The organism is Herbaspirillum rhizosphaerae, from assembly GCF_001189965.1.
Taxonomy (GTDB): domain Bacteria; phylum Pseudomonadota; class Gammaproteobacteria; order Burkholderiales; family Burkholderiaceae_D; genus Herbaspirillum; species Herbaspirillum rhizosphaerae.
Genome location: NZ_LFLU01000022.1, coordinates 41,767 through 61,899, shown reverse-complemented (window position 1 = coordinate 61,899; position 20,133 = coordinate 41,767). Strand labels below are relative to the sequence as shown.

Sequence of the window (20,133 nt, the reverse complement as noted above, 5' to 3'; positions counted from 1 at the left end):
CGAATTGGCAATCCTTGGGCGGTGCTCCGAATCCTCATGTACTAAAGTACACTCCGGTTCGTCCGCTCCGTCCGCCACCGGCTGATGGCCTCTCGCTACAGATCGTGAACAGGTTCTAAAGAAATTGCGCCGGCGCCATGCGCTGGCGGGCCAACTGGGCGGAACTCTGCCGGACCGCCCAGCGTATCGGCTTCGCCGCCACGGCGACTGCCCGTTGCAGCATCAGCTGCTGCAGCGGGCGCAGCGGTTTCACGCCGAGCTGCAGCTTGGCCCAGTCCGGCAGCAGGTCGACGCCGGCGCGCATCATCAGCCGTGTCCACGGCACCGCCAGCGCATTCGGCGCGGGTGCGTTCATCACCAGTTCCAGGGTCTTCAGCGTGCGTGCGTCGCAATGCAGTTGCGGCCGCATTTTCTCTATATAACTATCCATGTCCGTCACAGTGCGCGGCACATTTCTTGCTCCGAGTTGTTCCGCGATCAGGGCGATTTCGTCGAGGTAGCGGTTCTGCTGCGCCGCGCCCAGTTGCGGATTGCGATAGCGCAGATACGCGCGCAGAAAATTCGACACCTCCGCCACGTGCACCCAGGTCAGCAGATCGGGATCGTCCGCCGAATAAGCGCGGCCGTCCGGCGCGACGCCGCGCACGCCGCTGTGGATGCGGCGCACCAGGGCGATCAGTTTCTCTGCATCCTGGCGGTTGCCGTAGGTCGTTCCTGCGATAAACTGCGCGGTGCGCCGCAAGCGGCCAAGCATGTCTTGCTGAAATGTGGAATGATCCCACACGCCGGCCAGCGCCAGCGGGTGCAGCATTTGCATCAGCAGTGCGCTGACGCCGCCGATCAGCATCGCGGTAAAGTCGCTATGCACCAGCCACGCGGCGGAATCCGGGCCGAACAGGCCGGGATCGCCCGGGGGATGGCGAAAGTCGGGGCTGCCGGGAGGGCGGCTGATGCTGACGACGCTGGTTTCGATGCGGATGCGGAGTGCTTCGATGGCTTGCATGGCGGCTTGAAATGACGTGAGGCGGCAAAGATGAAATGGTAAGGCTTTTGTCAGTTGGACGCAGAAAGACGACAAAAGAGGGAAGAAAAGAATAAAAAAGAGCAAGAGCAGAAGAAAAACGCGCAAGAGTAGTAGCTTTACGGCAAATTATTCTGAGTATAATAAAAGTCTCATTTCAGGGAACCAAAGTTCATGTCAATGGTCGAGTTGGCGCTGCGTCGCCCGTACACCTTTATTGTGATGGCGATGCTGATCGTGCTGTCCACGCCGCTTGTCCTCATGAAAATGGCGACGGACATCTTCCCGGAAATCAATATTCCGGTCATCAGCATCATCTGGAACTACAACGGCCTGTCCGCGCAGGAAATGGGGCAGCGCATCGCCTCCCAGAACGAGCGCGGCCTGACCACCGTGGTCAGCGACATCGAACACATCGAGTCGCAATCGCTGGCCGGCGTGTCCGTGATCAAGGTGTTCTTCCAGCCGACCGCCAACATCCAGAACGCCATCGCCCAGACCGTCGCTTCGGTGCAATCGCAGTTGCGCCAGCTGCCGCCGGGCATCACGCCGCCGCTGGTGATCAAGTATTCCGCTTCCAGTATTCCCGTCATGCAGCTGGCGTTGTCGAGCCCGACCCTGCCTGAGCAGCAGCTGTTCGATGCTGCCGTCAATACGCTGCGCCCGCAGCTGATCACGATTCCCGGCGTCGCCGTGCCTTTCCCTTACGGCGGCAAGACCCGTCTGATCTCGGTCGACCTGGATACCCAGGCGCTGCAGGCGCGAGGCCTGTCGCCGGTCGACGTGGTCAACGCCGTCAACACGCAAAACCTGATCCTGCCGTCCGGCACCGCCAAGTTCGGCGGCACCGAATACACCATCAAGATGAACGGCTCACCGGAAGCGGTGAACGGCTTGAACGATTTGCCGGTGCGCACCGCCAACGGCGCCACCACGTATTTGCGCGATGTCGCCTACGTGCGCGACGGCTTCTCGCCGCAGACCAACGTGGTGCGCCAGGATGGCGTGCGCGGGGTGCTGTTGTCGGTATTGAAAAACGGCGGCGCCTCCACGCTGGACATCGTCAACAACCTGCGCGCGCTGCTGCCGCAAGCGCAGCAAACCATGCCGGCCGACGTCAAGATCACGCCGCTGTTCGACCAGTCGCTGTTCGTGAAAGCGGCGGTCAAGGGCGTGGTCGCCGAAGCACTGATCGCCGCCGGCCTGACGGCGGCGATGGTGTTGCTGTTCCTCGGCAACTGGCGCAGTACGCTGATCATCGCCGTGACGATTCCCTTGTCGATTCTGGCCTCGATCCTCATCCTCTACATGCTGGGCGAGACGCTCAACCTGATGACGCTGGGCGGCCTCGCGCTCTCGGTGGGTATCCTGGTCGACCAGGCGATCGTGACGATTGAAAATATCGAGCGGCACATGCACATGGGCAAACCGCTGCACGACGCCATCATCGTCGGCGCCGGCGAAATCGGCGTGCCGGCCTTCGTCTCGACCGTGTGTATCTGTATCGTGTTCGTGCCGATGTTCTTCCTGTCGGGCGTGGCGCGCTTTCTGTTCGTGCCGCTGGCCGAAGCGGTGGTGTTCGCGATGGCGGCATCGTATATCCTGTCGCGTACGCTGGTGCCGACGCTGGTGATGCTGTTGATGAACAACGCCCACGGCGCCGACGATGGCGGCAAGCCGAGTCTGCTGCAACGTCTGTATCGTGGTTTCGATGCGCGCTTCGAACGCGTGCGGCGCGCCTACACGCTGGTGCTGTCGTCGCTGCTGGCGCATCGCCGCCGCTTCGCGCTGGCCTTCCTCGGCTTCTGCGTGCTGTCTTGCCTGCTGTATCCCTTCCTCGGCCGCGACTTCTTCCCCAACGTCGACGGCGGCCAGATCCGTCTGCACATGCGTGCGCCGACCGGCACGCGTATCGAAGAGACCGCGCGCATCGCCGATCAGGTGGAGTCCGCCATTCGCGAAATGATCCCCGCCAGCGAACTGGAAACCGTGCTCGACAACATCGGTGTGCCCAACAGCGGTATCAATTTGTCGTATAGCAACGCCGGCACCATCGGCACGCTCGACGGCGAAATCCTGATGTCGCTGCATGAAGGACACCGTCCGACCGAACAGCTGGTCAGCATGCTGCGCGCCGAATTGCCGAAGCGCTTCCCCGGCATCGAGTTCTTCTTCCAGCCGGCCGACATCGTCACGCAGATTCTGAACTTCGGTTTGCCGGCGGCGATCGACGTGCAGTTCACCGGGCCGAATCTGCAACAGAACGCCGAGCTTGCTGCGGAACTGACCAAGAAAATCCGCCAGATCCCCGGCGCAGTCGACGCCCACGTGCATCAACGCCTGGACGGTCCGAGCCTGGATATGCAGATGGATCGCACGCGCCTGCAGCAGTACGGCCTGTCCGCCGCCAACGTTGGCCAGAACGTGCTGATCGCCTTGTCCGGCAGCTCGCAGACGACGCCGGCCTTCTGGCTCAATCCGCAAAACGGCGTGGTCTATAACGTCGCCGTGCAGTCGCCGCAATACCGCGTCGACTCGCTGGATTCGCTGCTCAATATCCCGATCGGCGCTGGCGGCGTCGGCACCGCCACGGGCGCACCGACCAACACGCAACTGCTGGGCAACCTTGTGGATGTCAAGCAAGGACGCCAACCGGCGATTTCCTCGCGCTACAACATCCTGCCGGCGATCGACGTGTTTGTCAGCGTGCAGGGCACCGACCTCGCCACCGTCGCCGGCAAGGTCAGCAAGCTGGTCGAAGAAATGAAACCGAAGCTGCCGCGCGGCAGCCAGGTCGCAATCCGCGGCCAGGTGCAGACCATGCAGGCGTCCTTCATCGGCCTGGGCGTCGGCCTGGCCATGGCGATCGTGCTGGTCTACCTGCTGGTGGTGGTCAACTTCCAGTCGTGGATCGATGCGGCGATCATTATTGCCGCCTTGCCCGCGGCGCTGGCAGGGATCGCCTGGATGCTGTTCATCACCGGCACCACGCTCTCGGTGCCGGCCTTGACCGGGGCCATCATGACCATGGGGGTGGCGACCGCCAACAGTATTCTGATCGTCTCGTTCGCGCGTCAGCGCAAGGATGAGGGCGCCACGCCATTGGCGGCAGCGCTGGAATCGGGCGCCACGCGCATCCGTCCGGTGCTGATGACGGCGCTGGCGATGATCATCGGCATGATCCCGATGGCGCTGGGCCTGGGCGAAGGCGCAGAGCAGAACGCGCCGCTCGGACGCGCCGTGATCGGCGGCCTGATCTTCGCTACCGTATCGACTTTATTTTTCGTTCCCGTCGTTTTCGCCGGCGTTCATCAACGACTGGCGCGCCGCAAAGAAGCGCGCCAGCATCATGGGCATGGGCCGGCCGATAGCAGTGGTACGCCACCCCAGCCCCCTCAGCCTCAGCAGCCGTAACAGGAGATAGGAAGCAATGTCGCAAGAACGTCATTCCCAACTCGGCATTCATCCCGTTAATCCGGATGAATCAGGAGAGCTGCTGAAACGTCAGCAGATCGTACGCCGCACCAAGATCGTGATGGTCGTGGTGCTGGTGCTGCTCGCTGCAGGCGCTGCCCGCACCGTGATCAGCCGCGTCTTCAACGCACGCGAACTGGAATCCGGCACCGCCGAGCGCGCCAAGCAATACGTCAAGACCGCCATCGCCAAAAGCAGCGACGCCGGCCAGACGCTGTCGCTGCCGGGCACGCTGCAAGGCTTTGTGCAATCGCCGATTTCGGCGCGCGCCGGCGGCTATCTGAAACGCTGGCACAAGGACATCGGCAGCCGCGTCGAAAAGGGCGAGCTGCTGGCTGAACTCGATACGCCGGAAATCGACCAGCAACTGTCGCAGGCCGTGGCTGCGCGCCAGCAGGCCGCTTCCAGCCTGGAGCTGGCCAAGAGCACGGTGGATCGCTGGGAAGCCTTGCGCAAGAAAGACGCCGTCTCGCAACAGGAACTCGATGAGCGCCGCAGCGGCTATTCGCAAGCGCGTTCCAACCTCGCCGCCGCCGACGCCAACGTCGAACGTCTGCGTCAGGTGGAAGGCTTCAAACGCATCGTCGCGCCGTTTGCCGGCGTGATCACGCGCCGCAACGTCGACGTCGGCGACCTGATCGATCCGGGTGCGGGCGGCGGCGCAGGACGCGCCTTGTTCACTCTGGCGCAGACCGATCCGCTGCGCGTCTATATCAACGTGCCGCAGTCTTACGCCAATTTGGTCAAGCAGGGGCAAAAGGTCGTCGTGACGCAATCCGAACTGCGCGGTCAGAGTTTCGACGGCAAGGTGGTCCGCACCGCGGCATCGATCGATACCGCCACACGCACCATGCAGGTGGAAGTGTCGCTGCCGAACGCCGATGGCGCCTTGCTGCCGGGCGCCTTCGTCCAGGTCGCCTTGCCGCTGAAACCGAGCGGCGCGCTGGTGGTGTCGACCGACACCCTGATTTTCCGTCGCGACGGCACGCTGGTCGCCGCCGTCGATGACAAGAACCGCGTACACCTGAAGCGCGTGCAGCTCGGCCGCAACTACGGCCAGACCGTGGAAGTGCTCGACGGCATCACCGGAGCCGAACGCCTGATCCTCAATCCGTCCGATTCGGTGGCGGAAGGCGATGAAGTTGCTTTGGCTCCCGACACTAAACCGGCGGCCAAGGCAGACGGCAAGCCAGCTGAACAAGGCAAGTCGTGATGAAGCTGCGCCTGCATCCGATTGCTGTCGCAACCTCTGCCGTTGTGCTGAGCGCTGCCGTGCTGGCGGGCTGCGCCGCCGGTCCCGATTATCGCAAGCCTGACGTCGACATGCCGGTGACCTGGCAGCTCGATGCGCCGTGGCGGCAAAGCACGCCGAGCGACACGCAAGCCAAGGGCGCGTGGTGGGAACGTTTCGGCGACGCCAAACTGAATGCCTTGCAAGAGCAGGCGCTGGAGGGCAACCAGACGCTGGCGGTCGCCGCCGCGCGGCTGACGCAGGCGCGCGCCACGGCCAATTCCGTTTCCGCCGGCATGTATCCGCAAGTCGGCGCAGGCGTGCGCGCCTCGCGTCTGCGCATCGCGGGCAACCGGCCATTGACCAACTACAACGCGCCGAACTTCGCCACCGTGCAGAACGATTTCGCGCTGGGCCTGAACGCCAGCTATGAAGTCGATCTGTTCGGCCGCGTGCAACGCAATGTCGAAGGCGCCCGCGCTTCGGCCGAGCAATCCGCCGCCGATCTGGAAAACACGCGCCTGCTGCTGAGCGCCGATCTGGCGACCAATTACTTCAACCTGCGCGAACTGGACGTCGAGCTCGATGTGCTGTCGCGCTCCATCGAGCTGCAACGCAAGGCGCTGGAACTGGCGACCTCGCGTCATGATCTCGGCGCGACTTCGGGCCTGGATGTCGCCCAGCAGCAAGCCCTGCTCGACACCACGCTGACGCAAGTCGACGTGCTGCGCAAGGCGCGCTCGCAATATGAACACGCGATCGCCACGCTGACCGGCACGCCTGCGCCGAACTTCTCCTTGCCGCCTGCACTGGCGCCGATGACGCCGCCGGCGGTGCCGATCGGCGTGCCGTCCGATCTGCTGGAGCGCCGTCCTGACATCGCATCGGCAGAACGCGCCATGGCCGCCTCCAATGCGCAGATCGGCGTCGCGCGCGCAGCGTTTTTCCCGAGCGTGATTCTGGCGCCCTCGTACGGCGTCGACAGCCGCACCATCGAGACTTTGTTCAATGCGCCGAGTGTGGTGTGGTCGCTCGGGGTATCGTTGACGCAGACCATCTTTGACGGCGGCCGCATCAGCGCCAACGTCGATTTCGCCAAAGGCGGCTATGAAGCCTCCGTCGCCAACTACCGCCGCATCGTCTTGACCGCGATGCAGGAAGTGGAAGACGGCATCACCGGCGTCTCTGCGCTGGACCGGGCTTATGCGCAGGCCCAGGCCGCCATCGTCTCTGCACGCCGCGTGCTCGATATCGCCAACAGCCGTTATGAAGGCGGCGTGGCGACTTACCTCGATGTGATCACCGCGCAGCAGTCGCTGCTCAACAGCGAACGCCAGGCGGCACAGCTGATGGGGCAGCGCATGCTGACGTCGGTGTTTTTGATCAAGACCCTGGGCGGCGATTGGCCGGATGCGAAGCTGGTGCAGAAATAGTCTGAAGAGCAGACATGAAAAACGGGACCCGCGGGTCCCGTTTTTCTTTCCGGCTGAATCGCATCAACGTATCGTCAGTGCGCCGCCGACGTATCCGCCACCCGTTTCGGCTTCGGTGCAAACCATACCGCGGTCGCCGCCAGCCCGAATGAGATCGCCGCCATCATGAAGATATGATTGGTCGACAGCATGATGCTCTGCGACTGCAAGGTCTGCTCGATGCTGGCGCGCGCCTGGTCCAGCGACATGCCGGCCTGCGTCAGCGAATTGACCGCGTCGCCGAACTGATCGACCAGGCCGGACAGCTCGGCGTGATAGTAGATCGACTTGTTTTCCCAACTGGTGTTGACCAGCGAAGTCGCAATCGCACCCGACATGGTGCGGCAGAAACTCATCAGCCCCGCCGCCGACGCCGTCTCGGATTCGTCCACGCTGGCCAGCGCCAGGCCGGTCAGCGGCACGAAGAACAGCGGCAGGCCGATGCCTTGCAGCAGCAGCGGCCAGCCGATCTGGAAGTTGGTCATGTCGGAGGTGTTGAAGCTGCGGAACAGCGTCACTGCGCCCAGCCACATCACGCCGATGAAGACCAGCTTGCGCGGATCGACCTTGGTCGACATCTTCGCCACGAAGGGCGCCGTCATCACCGCAAGGATGCCGCTCATCGCCGTGGTCTCGCCCGAGTGCGTCGCGGTGTATCCCATATAACCTTGCAGCCACAAAGGCGTCAGCACCGTGGCGCCGAAGAACGCGCCAAAGGCGAGGCAGATGGTGGTCACGCTGGCCGAATAGCCGCGATGGCGGAACACGCGCAAGTCGACAATCGGATTGCGCTCGGTCAGTTCCCAGATCATGAAGGCGACGAAACCTGCGACAGCCACCAGCGCCAGGATGATGATTTCGTTGGAAGCGAACCAGTCCTTTTCCTTGCCTTCATCCAGCATCAGTTGCAAGGCCGCCACCCACACGATCATCAGGATCAGGCCGATCTTGTCGATCGGCAGTTTCAGCAGCGGCGACTCGTAGCGCCTGAGCATCTTCCAGCCCATGTAGCCGCACAGCAGCGCCACCGGCACGTTGATGAAGAAGATGTAGGGCCAGCTGTACTGATCGCACAGCACGCCGCCGAGGATCGGTCCGGCAATCGGTGCAATCAGCGTGGTCATGGCCCACAAGCCGACCGCGGCGGGCGCTTTCTCCTTGGGGAAAATGCGCAGCAGCAGGGTTTGCGACAGCGGCATCAGCGGACCGCCGGCCAGACCTTGCAACACGCGGAAGGCGATCAGCATGCCGAGCGAATTGGCCAGGCCGCACAGCGCGGAGAACACGCCGAACAGGATCATCGAGGTGATGAACACGCGCACCGTGCCGAAGCGGTTGGCGAGCCAGCCGGTCAGCGGCACGGTGATTGCTTCGGCCACGGCGTACGAAGTAATGACGTACGTGCCCTGGCTGGACGACGCGCCGAGCGCGCCCGAGATGGTCGACACCGAGACGTTGGCGATCGTGGTGTCAAGCACCGCGATGAAGTTGGCGGCCGCCAGCAGCAAGCCGGCGCCGATCAGCTGCGCGCCCTCCAGCGGCTTCATGGCCGCGTCGGAAAAATTGGATGACATGATTGCCGCCTGATTACAGAGTCGATGCGTTGGCTGGTTTGTTGTCGTCGGTATTCTTGCCGACCGTCAGTGCACCGTTGGAGGTCATCGCCGAATTGCCGAGGTTACCGGCACCGCTCTTGCCGCGCGTGTCGATCGACACATCCATCGACAAGCCCACGCTCAGCGGTTGCTGCACCAGTTCCTTGCTGTCGATGGAGATACGCACCGGCAGACGCTGCACGACCTTGATCCAGTTGCCGGTGGCGTTCTGTGCCGGGATCACCGCGAAGGCGGACCCAGTGCCGCCGGCCACGCCGATCACGGTGCCGTGATATTCCACCGCGCTGCCGTAGATGTCGGCCTTCATGGTGACCGGTTGACCCAGACGCACCTGCGAAAGTTGGCCTTCCTTGAAGTTGGCGTCAACGTGCATCAGGCCGGTCGGCACGACTGACAACAGGGTGGTGCCGGCTTGCACGCGCTGGCCGACTTGCACCTGGCGGCGGGCGACGACGCCGTCCACCGGTGCGCGCAGCACGGTGCGTTCCAGATCCAGCTTGGCCTGATCGCGTCTGGTGCGGGCAAACGTGACTTCCGGATTGGTGTCGACGGTGGTGTTGGCGGTCAGCACGGTGCTGGCTTTTTGCGCGCCGATGGTGGCGTTGCGGTTGGCGTCGGCCTGGATGCGGCCGGCTTCGGCGGCTTTCAGGTTGGCTTGCATGGTCAGCACGGTAGTGCGGGCGTTGGTCAGTTCTTCACCCGAGACCGAGCCGGATTTTTCCAGTGCTTCGCGGCGGCGCAGATCCAGTTCGGCGCGTTGCAGATCGGCTTGCGCCGACAGCAGTTGCGCTGCCGAGCGTTTTTGTTCCGCTTCGCGCGCCAGCACTTGCGCCGCCAGTCCGGTGTCGTTGGCGAAGTAACCTTGCACGCGGCGTTCGGCGCGGCTCAGGTCGGCTTCTGCTTGCGCCAGCGCGAGCGCGGCGTCGCGCTTGTCGATGACGACCAGCACGTCGCCTTGCCTGACGTATTGGGTGTCGACGACTTTGACTTCCGACACGATGCCGTTGACGGCCGGCGTCACCTGCGACACTTCGACGGCGGTGTAGGCGTTGTCGGTGGTGACGTAGCGCGAGCCGATGAAATACCAGTACGTGCCGTAGCCGATGGCGGCGACGGCGATCACGCCGGCAAAAATGGTGAACAGCTTCTTGCGCTTGCCGGGCGCCTTGTCCGTGCTGGCGGCGATGGTTTGGATGGCTTGAGAATCACTGTGTGACATGACGGTTCCTTGTATCTTGTTGAATTCGATTTGCGGGGCGCTCAGCTGCGATCAGCTGGCGTGCTGATAGCCGCCGCCCAGTGCGCGGACCATTGAGACGTCGAGCGCGAACATGCGCGAACGCAGGGTCGACAGCTCGCGCAGATTGGTCAGCAGCGTATCCTGCGCATTGAGTACATCGAGGTAATTGGTGAGGCCGCCTTCGTAGCGGTTGCGCACGATGCGATAGGCTTCTTCGGCGGCGTGCGCGGCTTCCTCGGTCTTGTTCAGGCGGCCGCTGAGCGCTTTCTCGCTGACGGCGACGTCGGCGACATCCTGCAGGGCTTGCGTAACGGCGCTGTCGTAGTTGGCGACGGCTTCGTCGTAGCTGGCGCTGGCCGAACGGAACTGGCCGCGCAGACGGCCGCCTTCAAAAATCGGCAGCGAAATGGCGGGGCCGAAACTGCCGATGCTCGATCCCGATTGCGTCAGCAGGTTGGTGCCCAGCGACTGGAAGCCGAAATAGGCGCTCAGGTTCACATTCGGATAAAACTGCGCACGCGCCACCTTGATCTGCTTGGCGGCCGATTCTGCACGCAGACGCGCGGCGACGATGTCGGGGCGGCGCCCCAGCAACTCAGCCGGCAATTCCTTGGGCAAGTTGAACGGTTTGGACATGTCGATCACCGGGCGCGCCAGCTGCAGGCCGCGATCCGGACCCGCGCCGGCCAGCGCCGCCAGCTTGTTGCGCTGAAGTGCAATCGATTCGTCCAGGCTCAACAGATCGGCTTCGGCCATGGCGCGGCGCGCGGTGACTTGCTTGACGCTGCCTTCGGTTTCCAGGCCGTTGAGGCGGCGCTGCTGGAACAGGTTTTCGGTTTCCACACGCACTTGCAGCGCAGCTTCGGAAGTGTCGCGCTGGCTGAACAGGCGCTCCAGTTCGGCATAGGCGGCGGCAATCGAGGTCGACAGCGTGATGCGCGCTTGTGCGGCATCGGCGCGCGAGGCTTCGAGGTCGGATGTGGCGGCGGCCAGCGCAGCGCGGTTCTTGCCCCAGAAGTCGATCTCGTAGCTGAAGTCGAGCGTGGCGCGTGTTTCGTTGTTGTAGCCGCGCGGGACGAAGTCGGGCGGCACGCCGTTGTTGTAACTCTGCTTCATGTGATCCAGCGAAGCATTCGCGCTGACCTGCGGCAACAGGGCTGCGCCTTGCTGCTGCGCCACGCCTTCGGCCTTCAGCAGGCGCGCCCGCGCCACGGCCAGCGACGGTGCGCCGTGCAGCGCTTCGCCGATCAGCGTGTTGAGCTGCCGGTCGCCGTAGACCGTCCACCAGTTGTCGTCGGGCCAGGCAACAGTAGTGCCGGCCAGCGATTGCGACGATTGATAGGCGTCGGCGGCCTTGGGTTCGGCGCGCGGGCCGAGGTCGGAGAACTGCGCGCAGCCGGCCAGCGTCAGTGCCGCCAGTGCCAGTGCGGAGAGCGTCAGCAAAGGTCGCAGCGGCTGCGAACGGCTTTCCCTGAGAGAAACAGATTGAACTTCCATGATGTAAATCCACTCATAATTAAACTGTACAGTTCAGTATAGTATTGACTTTTAACGAGCGTCAAGCAAAACTAGGCGAAAATACGGAGCGCAAATGCTGCAGTCGCAAAAAAAGCAACAGCCTCCGGGGAAACCAGGCTCACTGCGGTCCAGACCGCAATCCGGCCATACAGACAAAGATTTACATGCGTAAAAAAAGTGAAGAGCGGCGCCAGGCCATCATTGATGTTGCTGCGGAATTGTTTAACGAGATAGGATTCGATCGCGCCTCAATGGCCGAGATTTCTGCACGCCTGGGCGGATCGAAGGCGACGCTGTACAACTATTTTTCCTCGAAGGAAGAAATCTTCCTGGCGGTCATGAAGCAGCAGGCCGGCATGCAGTTCGAATCGCTGTTTGCCATCCTGTCGGAAGACAGCCACGATTCGGACAAGGTGCGTGCGACGCTGAAACTGTTCGCCAACAAATACCTGCATCTGGTGCTGTCGCCCGAGGTGATCGCGGTGCGGCGCTTGCTGTACTACAACGCCGAACGTTCGGAGCTGGGTTGCCTCTATTATGAGAACGGCCCCCGGCGCGGCTGGCTGGCGATCGCCGACTTCATGAAACGCGCCATGGAAAAAGGCATCTTCCGCGAGGCGGATTCATGGCTGGCAGGTATTCAGTTTCGCGTGCTGATCGAGGCGGAATGGGCTGAGGGGCGCATCCTCAACGTCATCACGACATTGCCGCCGGCCAAGGTGAAAGAGTCAGTCGAGCGCGCCCTCGACGCCTTCTATCGCATCTATGCGGCCGAGCCGGGCTGAGCGGATCAGGTGGCGCAGTCGAGGCGACGACGTCAGGATTTCGTCAGGTGCAAGGCCTGACGTTGCGGCTGCGCATTTCGTCATATTCACATCACAATGCCGTGTGAAAATACCCGGCAGTTTCTCCTCGTAGCCCCCGCAGGGCGGCGTTTCAGGACATTCCCGTAAGCACAAATGGGTAGTAAACGACCTCCTTCTTCCATGATGAAGACGGGGGCAGGATGCGTACCATTCGTGGGATGCTGGCGCTGGCCATGCCCCGGTTTTTACAAAAACGTCAAATAAACAGCAATTCCTATCTTCATCTAAGGCAATCATCATGACCTGGTTCTATAACCTGAACATCGCCAAAAAACTGATCCTGTCTTTTCTGTCCGTCATCATCCTGACCGCGGCGCTCGGCATTTTCTCCATCGTCGAACTGGTCAAGGTCAATCAGGCCTCCACCGAGATCGCGACCAACTGGATGCCGAGCATCAAGGTCGGCCTGCAACTGCAGACCTCGATGGCGCGCTTCCGCATCTCGGAACTGCAGCACATCGTGTCGACGGAAGAGAAGGATTACGACGACGCCGAAAAGGCCATGAAGACGCGTCTGGAAATCATCAACAAGGACCTCAAGAGCTACGAGGACATGATCTCCGAACCGGAAGAGCGCGTGCTGTATCCGCAGTTCCAGCAGACCATGCAAAAGTACCTGGCGGAAAACAAGAAGATCCTGGCGTTGTCGCGCGCCAACCAGAAGGAGGAGGCGCGGGCGCAATACAAGGGTGAGTCGAACAAGCTGTTCCGCCAGGCCGTCGATCAGCTGGGCGGACTCGTCAAGATCAACGATGACGGAACCACGCGTTCGAACAACGACGCGGACAAGGTATTCAACATGGCGCGCGCCTGGATTCTCGGCCTGCTGATCGCCATCGTGGTGATTGCCTTCGGTCTCGCGATCTGGGTCGCACGCATCGTATCGGTGCCGCTCAACAAGGCCGTCGACATTGCGCAACGCGTCGCAGAGGGCGACCTCGGCGCCGACATCCGCTCCGAGAGCAAGGATGAAACCGGCCGTCTGATGGACGCCCTGCGCGCGATGAACGACAGCCTGCTGCGTATCGTCGGCGAAGTCCGCATCGGCACCGACACCATCGCCACGGCGTCGACGCAGATCGCCAGCGGCAACCTCGACTTGTCGTCGCGCACCGAGCAGCAAGCCGGCTCGCTGGAAGAAACCGCATCGGCCATGGAAGAGCTGACCTCCACCGTCAAGCAGAACGCCGACAACGCGCGTCAGGCCAACCAGCTTGCCGTCTCGGCGTCGGAAGTCGCGCAGCAGGGCGGCAATGTGGTGGGCCAGGTGGTCGACACCATGGGCTCGATCAACGACTCCTCGCGCAAGATTGTCGACATCATCAGCGTCATCGACGGCATCGCCTTCCAGACCAATATTCTCGCCTTGAATGCAGCGGTGGAAGCAGCGCGCGCCGGCGAACAGGGCCGCGGTTTTGCGGTGGTGGCGTCGGAAGTGCGCAGCCTGGCGCAACGCTCATCCGCTGCGGCAAAAGAGATCAAGACGCTGATCGACGATTCGGTATCGAAGGTCGACGTCGGCAGCAAGCTGGTGCAGCAGGCCGGTGAAACCATGCAAGAAGTCGTTGCCAGCGTGCGTCGCGTGACCGATATCGTCGGCGAAATCAGTGCCGCCAGCAGCGAGCAAAGCACCGGCATCGAAGAAGTCAATCGCGCCATCACGCAAATGGACGAAACCACCCAGCAGAACGCCGCACTGGTGGAAGAAGCCGCCGCTGCAGCGCAGTCCCTGCAAGAACAGGCCAGCAAGCTGACGCAGGTCGTCAGCGTGTTCAAGCTGTCCCGGCGTTAAGACGTTTGCGCCGAGGAAACCCGATCACCGGTTTCCCTAAAAAAAGCCCGCGAACAGAAATGTCCGCGGGCTTTTTTGTGCTCGCGGAAAACCGAAGCCCGGGCCTGACGCTGCCGAGGTGAACCGTCTCGTTGCGGCCTGCATCAAATGCGAGCTATGCGCCCCGCCCGAGCCGCGCTTCCAAGCCTGCACATTGGCATCGAGACAACAAAGAATCGACAAGCACTTGCACAGATGGAAACACGTTCGCCCATATGCGAGCCGGCAAATGTAAATGAGGGGTTTCCGCTGTTGAATATCATTGCTTAATGGAAATTGTTTGTGAGACTATGCGAGGTTGAATTAGAACTTGTTAGAAATTAACCGAGTTACAGCCAGCGAACACCGGTGCATCAATCGGCGCGCAAGCAGCGCGCTGCGGTGGCATGCAAGCCATGACGGGGCCATCCCTCTCGTCTGCCGGAAGCGCGATGCGGCTCGATCGATGTGAATGGCAGTCCGCAGATGCGTAAGACCCGTGCCCAAACTCACCAAGAAAAATACAATGTTCCAGTGGCTACTGCTTAAAGAAAACGCGCTGAGCGCAGCGGAAAACACAGTCTGGAAAGAGAGCGCGCTGCGCATCATTCTGGTGTCGGGCCTGCTGCTCGAATTCGGCATCGGCCTGCTCAGCGCGATTGATGCGATCAAGGTCGGGGCCTATTACATCATCGTCATCGTTACGGGATTTTTCATCGCCTTGTCGATTGCGGTATTCGCTTCCTTGCGGCGGCCGGTGATCGGCAGCGCCATGCTGATCGCAACGATTTACGCCGCGGCGTTTTGCATCGTCTATTTCGTCAACGATCCTGAGATAGCCAAACTCGGCATCATGTTTGTGTACACTGCGCCGCTGATCGCGCGTCTGTTCTTCGGATCCCGCCTCGCGCTGGTGCTGATGGCGGTCAATGTGTTGCCGTTCATGCTGCTGATCCGCAACGAGCCCTTGCCGAGCTATCCGGGGCTGTCGACGCCGTTGGCCAACGCGCATGCGTACATCCAATCCTTGCTGTTCCTGTTCTTCAATATCTGCGTGCCGCTGGGCGTGTTCCGTCTGCTACATGCGCTTGACGCGGCGGTCAGGCGCCACCGTGCGGCCAGCATCGAACTGCAGAGCAGCCACGCGCAATATCAGGAGATTTTTGAAAACGCCGGCGGCGCCATCCTGCTGTGCGACGCCCAGGCGCGCATCCTCAAAGCCAACTCGCTGGCCGACGCCATCATCGGCCGCCAGGATAAAAAATCCGCCAGCCTGTTTGCCTTGCTGGCGCACAAGTGCAAGGACAAGGAAGAAAAAACCGCCGATATCCTCTCGCTCAAACCGGGACAGGAATTCGAGACCCGCGACGGTCGCCTGATCTCGATCGAGAGCATCTCGCCGACGTCCGAAAATCACTACATCGTCCTGTTGCGCGACATCTCCCAGATGCGCCGCATCCAGGAAGCGCTGAGCCGCAGCAAAGAGCGCGAATCTTTTCTCAGCAGCCACGACCAGCTGACCAGGCTGCCTAACCGCGACATGATGCTGCAGCAACTGGCCGCCGCCCTGAGCGCCATGCCGCCGCGCCGCCAGCTGGCGTTGATCATCATCCGGCTCGACAGTATCAAGTTCGTCAATGACGCGCATGGCAGCGCTGCCGGCGACGACCTGATCGTGACGTTCGCCGGCACGCTCAGACGCTTGTTGCCGGACAGCAGCCTGTGCGCCCGCTTGCGCAGCGTGGTGTTCGGATTCACCATCGAAAGCACGCATGGCAGCCGCGACGCCATTCCCCAGATCGAGCATATCCGCCGCAGCCTGCCGGAGGAACTGGTGCTCAACGGCGAGCGTCATCCGGTGCAGATTTCCATGGCGGTGGCGTTCTCGCGTCCCGGTGAAACCGACGGCGACGAATTGCTTCAACGCGGCAAGATCGCGTTGGATACGGCGCGCCGTTCCGGCAACCAGAGCGTCGCCGTATTCGACGACGAGGCGGCGGCGCAGATCCGCCGTCGTCTCAACATCGAGCAGGCCATCCTCATGGCCTTGCGTGAAAACGAATTGCGCCTGGTGTATCAGCCCAAGGTCACGCGCGACGGCGAGATCGTCGGACTCGAGGCGCTCATCCGCTGGCGTTCGCCGACGCTGGGCGATGTCTCGCCGGCGGAATTCATTCCTGTGGCGGAGAGCAGCGGCGCGATTCACTTCATCACGGCCTTCGTGGTCGACAGCGTCTGCGCGTATATTCGCCAGACGCTGGACGCCGGCGAGCGCAGCCTGCCGATCGCCATCAACCTGTCGGCCATCGATATCGTCCGCGCCGATCTGCTCGATCTGGTCAACGCGTCCTGCCAGAAACACCGCATCAGTTCCGACTACCTGGAGTTCGAAATTACCGAGACCGGCCTGGTCGGCAACGAGAATCTCGCCATCAGCCATCTTGAAGCGCTCAACGCCAAAGGTTACGGGATTACCATCGACGATTTCGGGACCGGTTACTCCTCTTTGCAGAAGCTGAGTCGCTTTCCCACGAAAAGTATTAAGATAGACCAGTCTTTTGTGGCGCAAATCGGGATCAGCGAGAAGAGCGAGCTGATTATCCGCGCAGTCGTATCGCTGGCGAAGATTCTCTCTTGCACCACTGTCGCCGAAGGAGTGGAAACACTGGTGCAGGAGAAATTTCTCAAAGCCATCGGATGCCAGTTCTTCCAGGGCTTCTATTACTACCCGCCCATGGAGTTTCAGCAAGTCAATCAATTGCTGAAGGGACGCTGAAGCACAACGGCATCCGGCGCCATCCAGCGTGATGCGCCGAGGTGATCCCGGACCGGCGCCGCAAAGACGACAACATCAAGCGGCTGTCCGCATTACCAAGAGAGAGACACACGATCATGAGCAAAAACAAGAATGCGCCTACGCCGGTCTATCGCGGCGTTTTTCCCGTGGCGCCGACCATTTTCGACGACCACGGCGATATCGATCTGGAAGGGCAGCGCCGCTGTATCGACTTCATGATCGATGCCGGTTCGGACGGCATTTGCATTCTGGCCAATTTTTCCGAACAGTTCGCGCTGACCGACGACGAACGCAACGCGCTCATCAGCACGGTGCTCGATCACGTTGCCGGACGCGTGCCGGTGATCGTCACGACAACGCATTTCAGTTCGCGCATCTGCGCCCAGCGCAGCCGCATCGCGCAAGATGCCGGCGCGGCCATGGTCATGATCATGCCGCCGTATCACGGCGCGACGATTCGCATCGGCGAGACCGGCATTTATGATTTTTTCAGCACCGTGTCGGATGCGATCAGCATTCCGATCATGATCCAGGATGCGCCGGTCAGCGGCACCACGCTGTCGCCGTCGCTGCTGGTGCGCATGGCGCAGGACATCGCCAATGTTTCGTATTTCAAGATCGAAGTGCCGCAGGCAGCCAACAAACTGCGTGAAATCATCGCACTCGGCGGCGAAGCGATTGTCGGCCCGTGGGACGGCGAAGAAGCCATCACGCTGATGGCCGATCTGGATGCCGGCGCTACCGGCGCCATGACCGGCGGCGGCTATCCGGACGGCATTCGCCGCATCCTCGATGCGTACTTCGCCGGCGATACCGAACTGGCGGCCCGGCATTATCAGGAGTGGCTGCCGCTGATCAACTATGAAAACCGCCAGGGCGGCCTGGCGTCGTGCAAGGCGCTGATGAAAGAAGGCGGCATCATCAAATCGGATGCCGTGCGCCACCCGCTGGCGGCGATGCATCCTGCCACACGCGAAGGCCTCATCAAGATCGCGCGTCGTCTCGATCCGCTGGTGCTGCGCTGGGGCAAATAGATATCTTGGCGGTCATCCCCGAAGTCATCCTAACTGCGGGATGACCTCGCGGCCCATTTCATCCATCACCTCGCGGCGCGGTCTGCCCTGGCGCGCCAGGTTCAACAGCACGTGGCCGACGCCGTAGCCGTGCAATCTGCGCAGATAATCGAGCAAGGCATGGCGGCCGCCGCGCATGCCCAGCGTGATCGGTTCGGAGGGCGCGTCCGGATCGTCGAGCAAATCCAGATTCAATGACTGGATGAAGGGTTTGGCCGCACCGCCTGCGCGTTGCGCCAGCGCCTGTTGCCACAGGCCGATGCGGCCTTGCTGGCGTTGTTCTTCGCGATGGTAGGAGGCCCAGCCGTCGGCGTTGGCGGCAATCCACTGCAGGGACTGGCGGGCAGAACCGACTGCCAGCATGGCGATGCGCTGTGCCGGTGGCGGCAGCACCCGGTAGCCGCCGGTGGCCTGCATCAACACTTCTTCTGCTGCTTGGTCGGGTGCATCGTCCAGTGCGGCACGCAGGATTTCCCAGTGTGTCCGGAAGCGTTCGCCGCCTTGCTCCGCCGTCATGCCGAATGCAGCAAATTCTTCTTCCCGGTCGCCCGATCCGACGCCGAGCAAAAAGCGCCCGCCGGACAGTCGATCCAGGCTCAGCGCACTCTTGGCCAGCAACAGCGGATGCCGTAAAGGCAGCACCGCCGCAGCTGTACCGACGGCAATCGTCGTGGTGGCCGCCGCCAGCATTCCCAGCCAGAGAAAAGGATCGTCCAGTGCGCTGACTTCGCCGGCCTGCGGAATCATCAGCGGGACGTCGCGCGTCCACAGCGCGCTGAAGCCGCATGCTTCGGCATGCTGCGCCAATGCCTTCTCCGTTTCAGGATCTGCGAGTACGCCGGTCGGCGGCGTCAACGGCGTCATCAGGCCGAGCGTGAGACGATCGTCGGGAAAGACCAGTGAATAAGCTTTATTGAGCATGCACACAATCATGTTCTGCATCGTGAGGAACGCTCATTGTCGCCGATTGCTTCGAATTCAGCCGACGTGCCGCCGGAATCTCAGCAGGCCGGCAAGGCCAGCGCCTGCAACACTTCGCCGGTGCTGGAATCCTGTACGAACGCGGCGACGCCCAGATTGCCCGTATCGGCGCGCTTGCCGTCACGACCCGGGGGAAGTTTGAAGACGTCCATCACCACGGTTTTTCCGTCAAGATGTATCGGCCCCTTCCATTGGCGCACCACGTAGTCATGCTGCAAGGTCGCGCCGTTGTTTTCGCCGGCGGCAATCTTGTTGCTGAGCCGGTTCTCGTAGACCGCAACATAGGCTTGCGAGGCGGACGCAGAGCTCGCGCCGGCAGGTGAAAACTCGGCATCGATCTTGACCCGGCCATCCGCCGCCGGGGTCCACGCGAGACGGATGTCGGCCGCCGCCGGCTTGCTGTTGATGGCCTTCATCGCCGAGCGAAATTCACTCTCGCTGCGCCAGTTGCGGAACTCCCTGCCGCTCACGAACACTTCCGGCGTATAGGAAAAACGCGTCGTGCCGAGGCGGCTCAATTGTTCTTGCCGTTCGGTGAAGATGTGCTGCGAAAATACATCGCGCCAGCCCAGGCTGTCCCAGTAATCCACGTGCAAGGCGAGCGGCACGATATCGCGGTCGGCGGCGTTGCGCGTGTCGATCTGGCGCAGCCAGCGATCTGCGGGCGGACAGCTGTTGCAGCCTTCGGAGGTATACAACTCCACCAGTGCCAGGCGATGCGCCGGGCTTTGCTTCTCGCATTGCGCGGCATAGGCGGCGGAGGATGTCGCCAGGGCTGTCGCGGCATAAAAAACTGCGAGGAAATAGGCAGGCGCTTTCATATTTCATGTCTCCGTTGTGTGCACAAAATATAGTCGCGATGAGCAGCCGATTCATTACAGATCAATGACTTCGTCTGCCATTTGCTGTCATTCAGGTAAGAGATCTCCGCCGCTCAGGCTGCAGGATGTAAAGACCGCGCCGCGCAAACGCAGCAGGCGTCCCCATATCAGTCTGTTGAATACCTGATATGCGTTAATTAAATCACTGCTAAT

Annotated in this window: 13 protein-coding genes and 1 other RNA gene; 8 read left to right on the top strand and 6 right to left on the bottom strand. The window is 61.9% G+C overall.

The window, feature by feature from the left end:
* The first annotated feature begins 36 nt into the window (after positions 1-36).
* Positions 37-111: non-coding RNA, sX9 sRNA (locus tag AKL25_RS23940), on the top strand.
* Between the two features lie 4 nt (positions 112-115).
* On the opposite strand, the gene AKL25_RS21745 is transcribed toward AKL25_RS23940, so the two are convergent.
* Complete coding sequence (locus AKL25_RS21745; RefSeq protein WP_240475828.1) at positions 116-1,003, bottom strand: oxygenase MpaB family protein; 888 nt, start codon at positions 1,001-1,003, stop codon at positions 116-118.
* Between the two features lie 192 nt (positions 1,004-1,195).
* Here AKL25_RS21745 and AKL25_RS21740 point away from each other — a divergent pair, with 192 nt between their 5' ends.
* The 3 genes from AKL25_RS21740 to AKL25_RS21730 are packed head-to-tail and all read left to right on the top strand — an operon-like array spanning position 1,196 to position 7,159.
* Positions 1,196-4,435: an efflux RND transporter permease subunit gene (locus AKL25_RS21740; RefSeq protein WP_050479810.1), complete on the top strand. Its 3,240-nt coding sequence runs from the start codon at positions 1,196-1,198 to the stop codon at positions 4,433-4,435.
* Between the two features lie 16 nt (positions 4,436-4,451).
* Positions 4,452-5,708, top strand: a complete 1,257-nt coding sequence (locus tag AKL25_RS21735) for an efflux RND transporter periplasmic adaptor subunit (RefSeq protein WP_050479808.1) — start codon at positions 4,452-4,454, stop codon at positions 5,706-5,708.
* Positions 5,708-7,159, top strand: coding sequence for an efflux transporter outer membrane subunit (locus AKL25_RS21730; RefSeq protein WP_050479807.1), 1,452 nt, complete (start codon positions 5,708-5,710; stop codon positions 7,157-7,159). Before AKL25_RS21735 ends, AKL25_RS21730 begins: the two co-directional genes overlap by 1 nt.
* Before the next feature lie 74 nt (positions 7,160-7,233).
* Here the strand turns inward: AKL25_RS21730 and AKL25_RS21725 are convergent, their stop codons facing one another.
* From AKL25_RS21725 to AKL25_RS21715, 3 genes are read right to left on the bottom strand one after another with little or no spacing between them, the layout of a single operon-like run.
* Positions 7,234-8,772 (bottom strand): DHA2 family efflux MFS transporter permease subunit, encoded by a 1,539-nt coding sequence (locus AKL25_RS21725; RefSeq protein WP_050479806.1) that lies wholly within the window; start codon positions 8,770-8,772, stop codon positions 7,234-7,236.
* A 13-nt stretch (positions 8,773-8,785) separates the two neighbouring features.
* Positions 8,786-10,033 carry an HlyD family efflux transporter periplasmic adaptor subunit gene (locus AKL25_RS21720; protein WP_050479805.1) on the bottom strand — a complete coding sequence of 416 codons (1,248 nt, stop codon included), beginning with the start codon at positions 10,031-10,033 and terminating at the stop codon, positions 8,786-8,788.
* Positions 10,034-10,084: 51 nt separating this feature from the next.
* On the bottom strand, positions 10,085-11,551 hold the full coding sequence (locus AKL25_RS21715) for an efflux transporter outer membrane subunit (RefSeq protein WP_157050727.1): 1,467 nt from the start codon (positions 11,549-11,551) through the stop codon (positions 10,085-10,087).
* Between the two features lie 185 nt (positions 11,552-11,736).
* On the opposite strand from AKL25_RS21715, the gene AKL25_RS21710 reads away from it, so the two are divergent.
* The 4 genes from AKL25_RS21710 (at position 11,737) to AKL25_RS21695 (ending at position 18,079) form a co-directional block, all read left to right on the top strand.
* Complete coding sequence (locus AKL25_RS21710; protein WP_050479804.1) at positions 11,737-12,357, top strand: TetR/AcrR family transcriptional regulator; 621 nt, start codon at positions 11,737-11,739, stop codon at positions 12,355-12,357.
* A 319-nt stretch (positions 12,358-12,676) separates the two neighbouring features.
* On the top strand, positions 12,677-14,230 hold the full coding sequence (locus AKL25_RS21705) for a methyl-accepting chemotaxis protein (protein ID WP_050479803.1): 1,554 nt from the start codon (positions 12,677-12,679) through the stop codon (positions 14,228-14,230).
* A gap of 544 nt (positions 14,231-14,774) precedes the next feature.
* Positions 14,775-17,024, top strand: coding sequence for a putative bifunctional diguanylate cyclase/phosphodiesterase (locus AKL25_RS21700; RefSeq protein WP_050479802.1), 2,250 nt, complete (start codon positions 14,775-14,777; stop codon positions 17,022-17,024).
* A gap of 116 nt (positions 17,025-17,140) precedes the next feature.
* Positions 17,141-18,079 carry a dihydrodipicolinate synthase family protein gene (locus tag AKL25_RS21695; RefSeq protein WP_050479801.1) on the top strand — a complete coding sequence of 313 codons (939 nt, stop codon included), beginning with the start codon at positions 17,141-17,143 and terminating at the stop codon, positions 18,077-18,079.
* 24 nt (positions 18,080-18,103) lie between these two features.
* On the opposite strand, the gene AKL25_RS21690 is transcribed toward AKL25_RS21695, so the two are convergent.
* Together AKL25_RS21690 and AKL25_RS21685 are read right to left on the bottom strand one after the other, a co-directional pair.
* Positions 18,104-19,039 (bottom strand): TIGR03571 family LLM class oxidoreductase, encoded by a 936-nt coding sequence (locus tag AKL25_RS21690; RefSeq protein WP_050479821.1) that lies wholly within the window; start codon positions 19,037-19,039, stop codon positions 18,104-18,106.
* An 80-nt stretch (positions 19,040-19,119) separates the two neighbouring features.
* Complete coding sequence (locus tag AKL25_RS21685) at positions 19,120-19,920, bottom strand: DUF1223 domain-containing protein (RefSeq protein WP_050479800.1); 801 nt, start codon at positions 19,918-19,920, stop codon at positions 19,120-19,122.
* Between the last annotated feature and the right edge of the window lie 213 nt (positions 19,921-20,133).

What these genes read in the sequence shown, in the direction of transcription:
- AKL25_RS21745 (WP_240475828.1), bottom strand. Translation starts at nt 1,003, where the DNA reads ATGCAAGCCATCGAAGCACTCCGCATCCGCATCGAAACCAGCGTCGTC.
- AKL25_RS21740 (WP_050479810.1), top strand. Translation starts at nt 1,196, where the DNA reads ATGTCAATGGTCGAGTTGGCGCTGCGTCGCCCGTACACCTTTATTGTG.
- AKL25_RS21735 (WP_050479808.1), top strand. Translation starts at nt 4,452, where the DNA reads ATGTCGCAAGAACGTCATTCCCAACTCGGCATTCATCCCGTTAATCCG.
- AKL25_RS21730 (WP_050479807.1), top strand. Translation starts at nt 5,708, where the DNA reads ATGAAGCTGCGCCTGCATCCGATTGCTGTCGCAACCTCTGCCGTTGTG.
- AKL25_RS21725 (WP_050479806.1), bottom strand. Translation starts at nt 8,772, where the DNA reads ATGTCATCCAATTTTTCCGACGCGGCCATGAAGCCGCTGGAGGGCGCG.
- AKL25_RS21720 (WP_050479805.1), bottom strand. Translation starts at nt 10,033, where the DNA reads ATGTCACACAGTGATTCTCAAGCCATCCAAACCATCGCCGCCAGCACG.
- AKL25_RS21715 (WP_157050727.1), bottom strand. Translation starts at nt 11,551, where the DNA reads ATGGAAGTTCAATCTGTTTCTCTCAGGGAAAGCCGTTCGCAGCCGCTG.
- AKL25_RS21710 (WP_050479804.1), top strand. Translation starts at nt 11,737, where the DNA reads ATGCGTAAAAAAAGTGAAGAGCGGCGCCAGGCCATCATTGATGTTGCT.
- AKL25_RS21705 (WP_050479803.1), top strand. Translation starts at nt 12,677, where the DNA reads ATGACCTGGTTCTATAACCTGAACATCGCCAAAAAACTGATCCTGTCT.
- AKL25_RS21700 (WP_050479802.1), top strand. Translation starts at nt 14,775, where the DNA reads ATGTTCCAGTGGCTACTGCTTAAAGAAAACGCGCTGAGCGCAGCGGAA.
- AKL25_RS21695 (WP_050479801.1), top strand. Translation starts at nt 17,141, where the DNA reads ATGAGCAAAAACAAGAATGCGCCTACGCCGGTCTATCGCGGCGTTTTT.
- AKL25_RS21690 (WP_050479821.1), bottom strand. Translation starts at nt 19,039, where the DNA reads ATGCTCAATAAAGCTTATTCACTGGTCTTTCCCGACGATCGTCTCACG.
- AKL25_RS21685 (WP_050479800.1), bottom strand. Translation starts at nt 19,920, where the DNA reads ATGAAAGCGCCTGCCTATTTCCTCGCAGTTTTTTATGCCGCGACAGCC.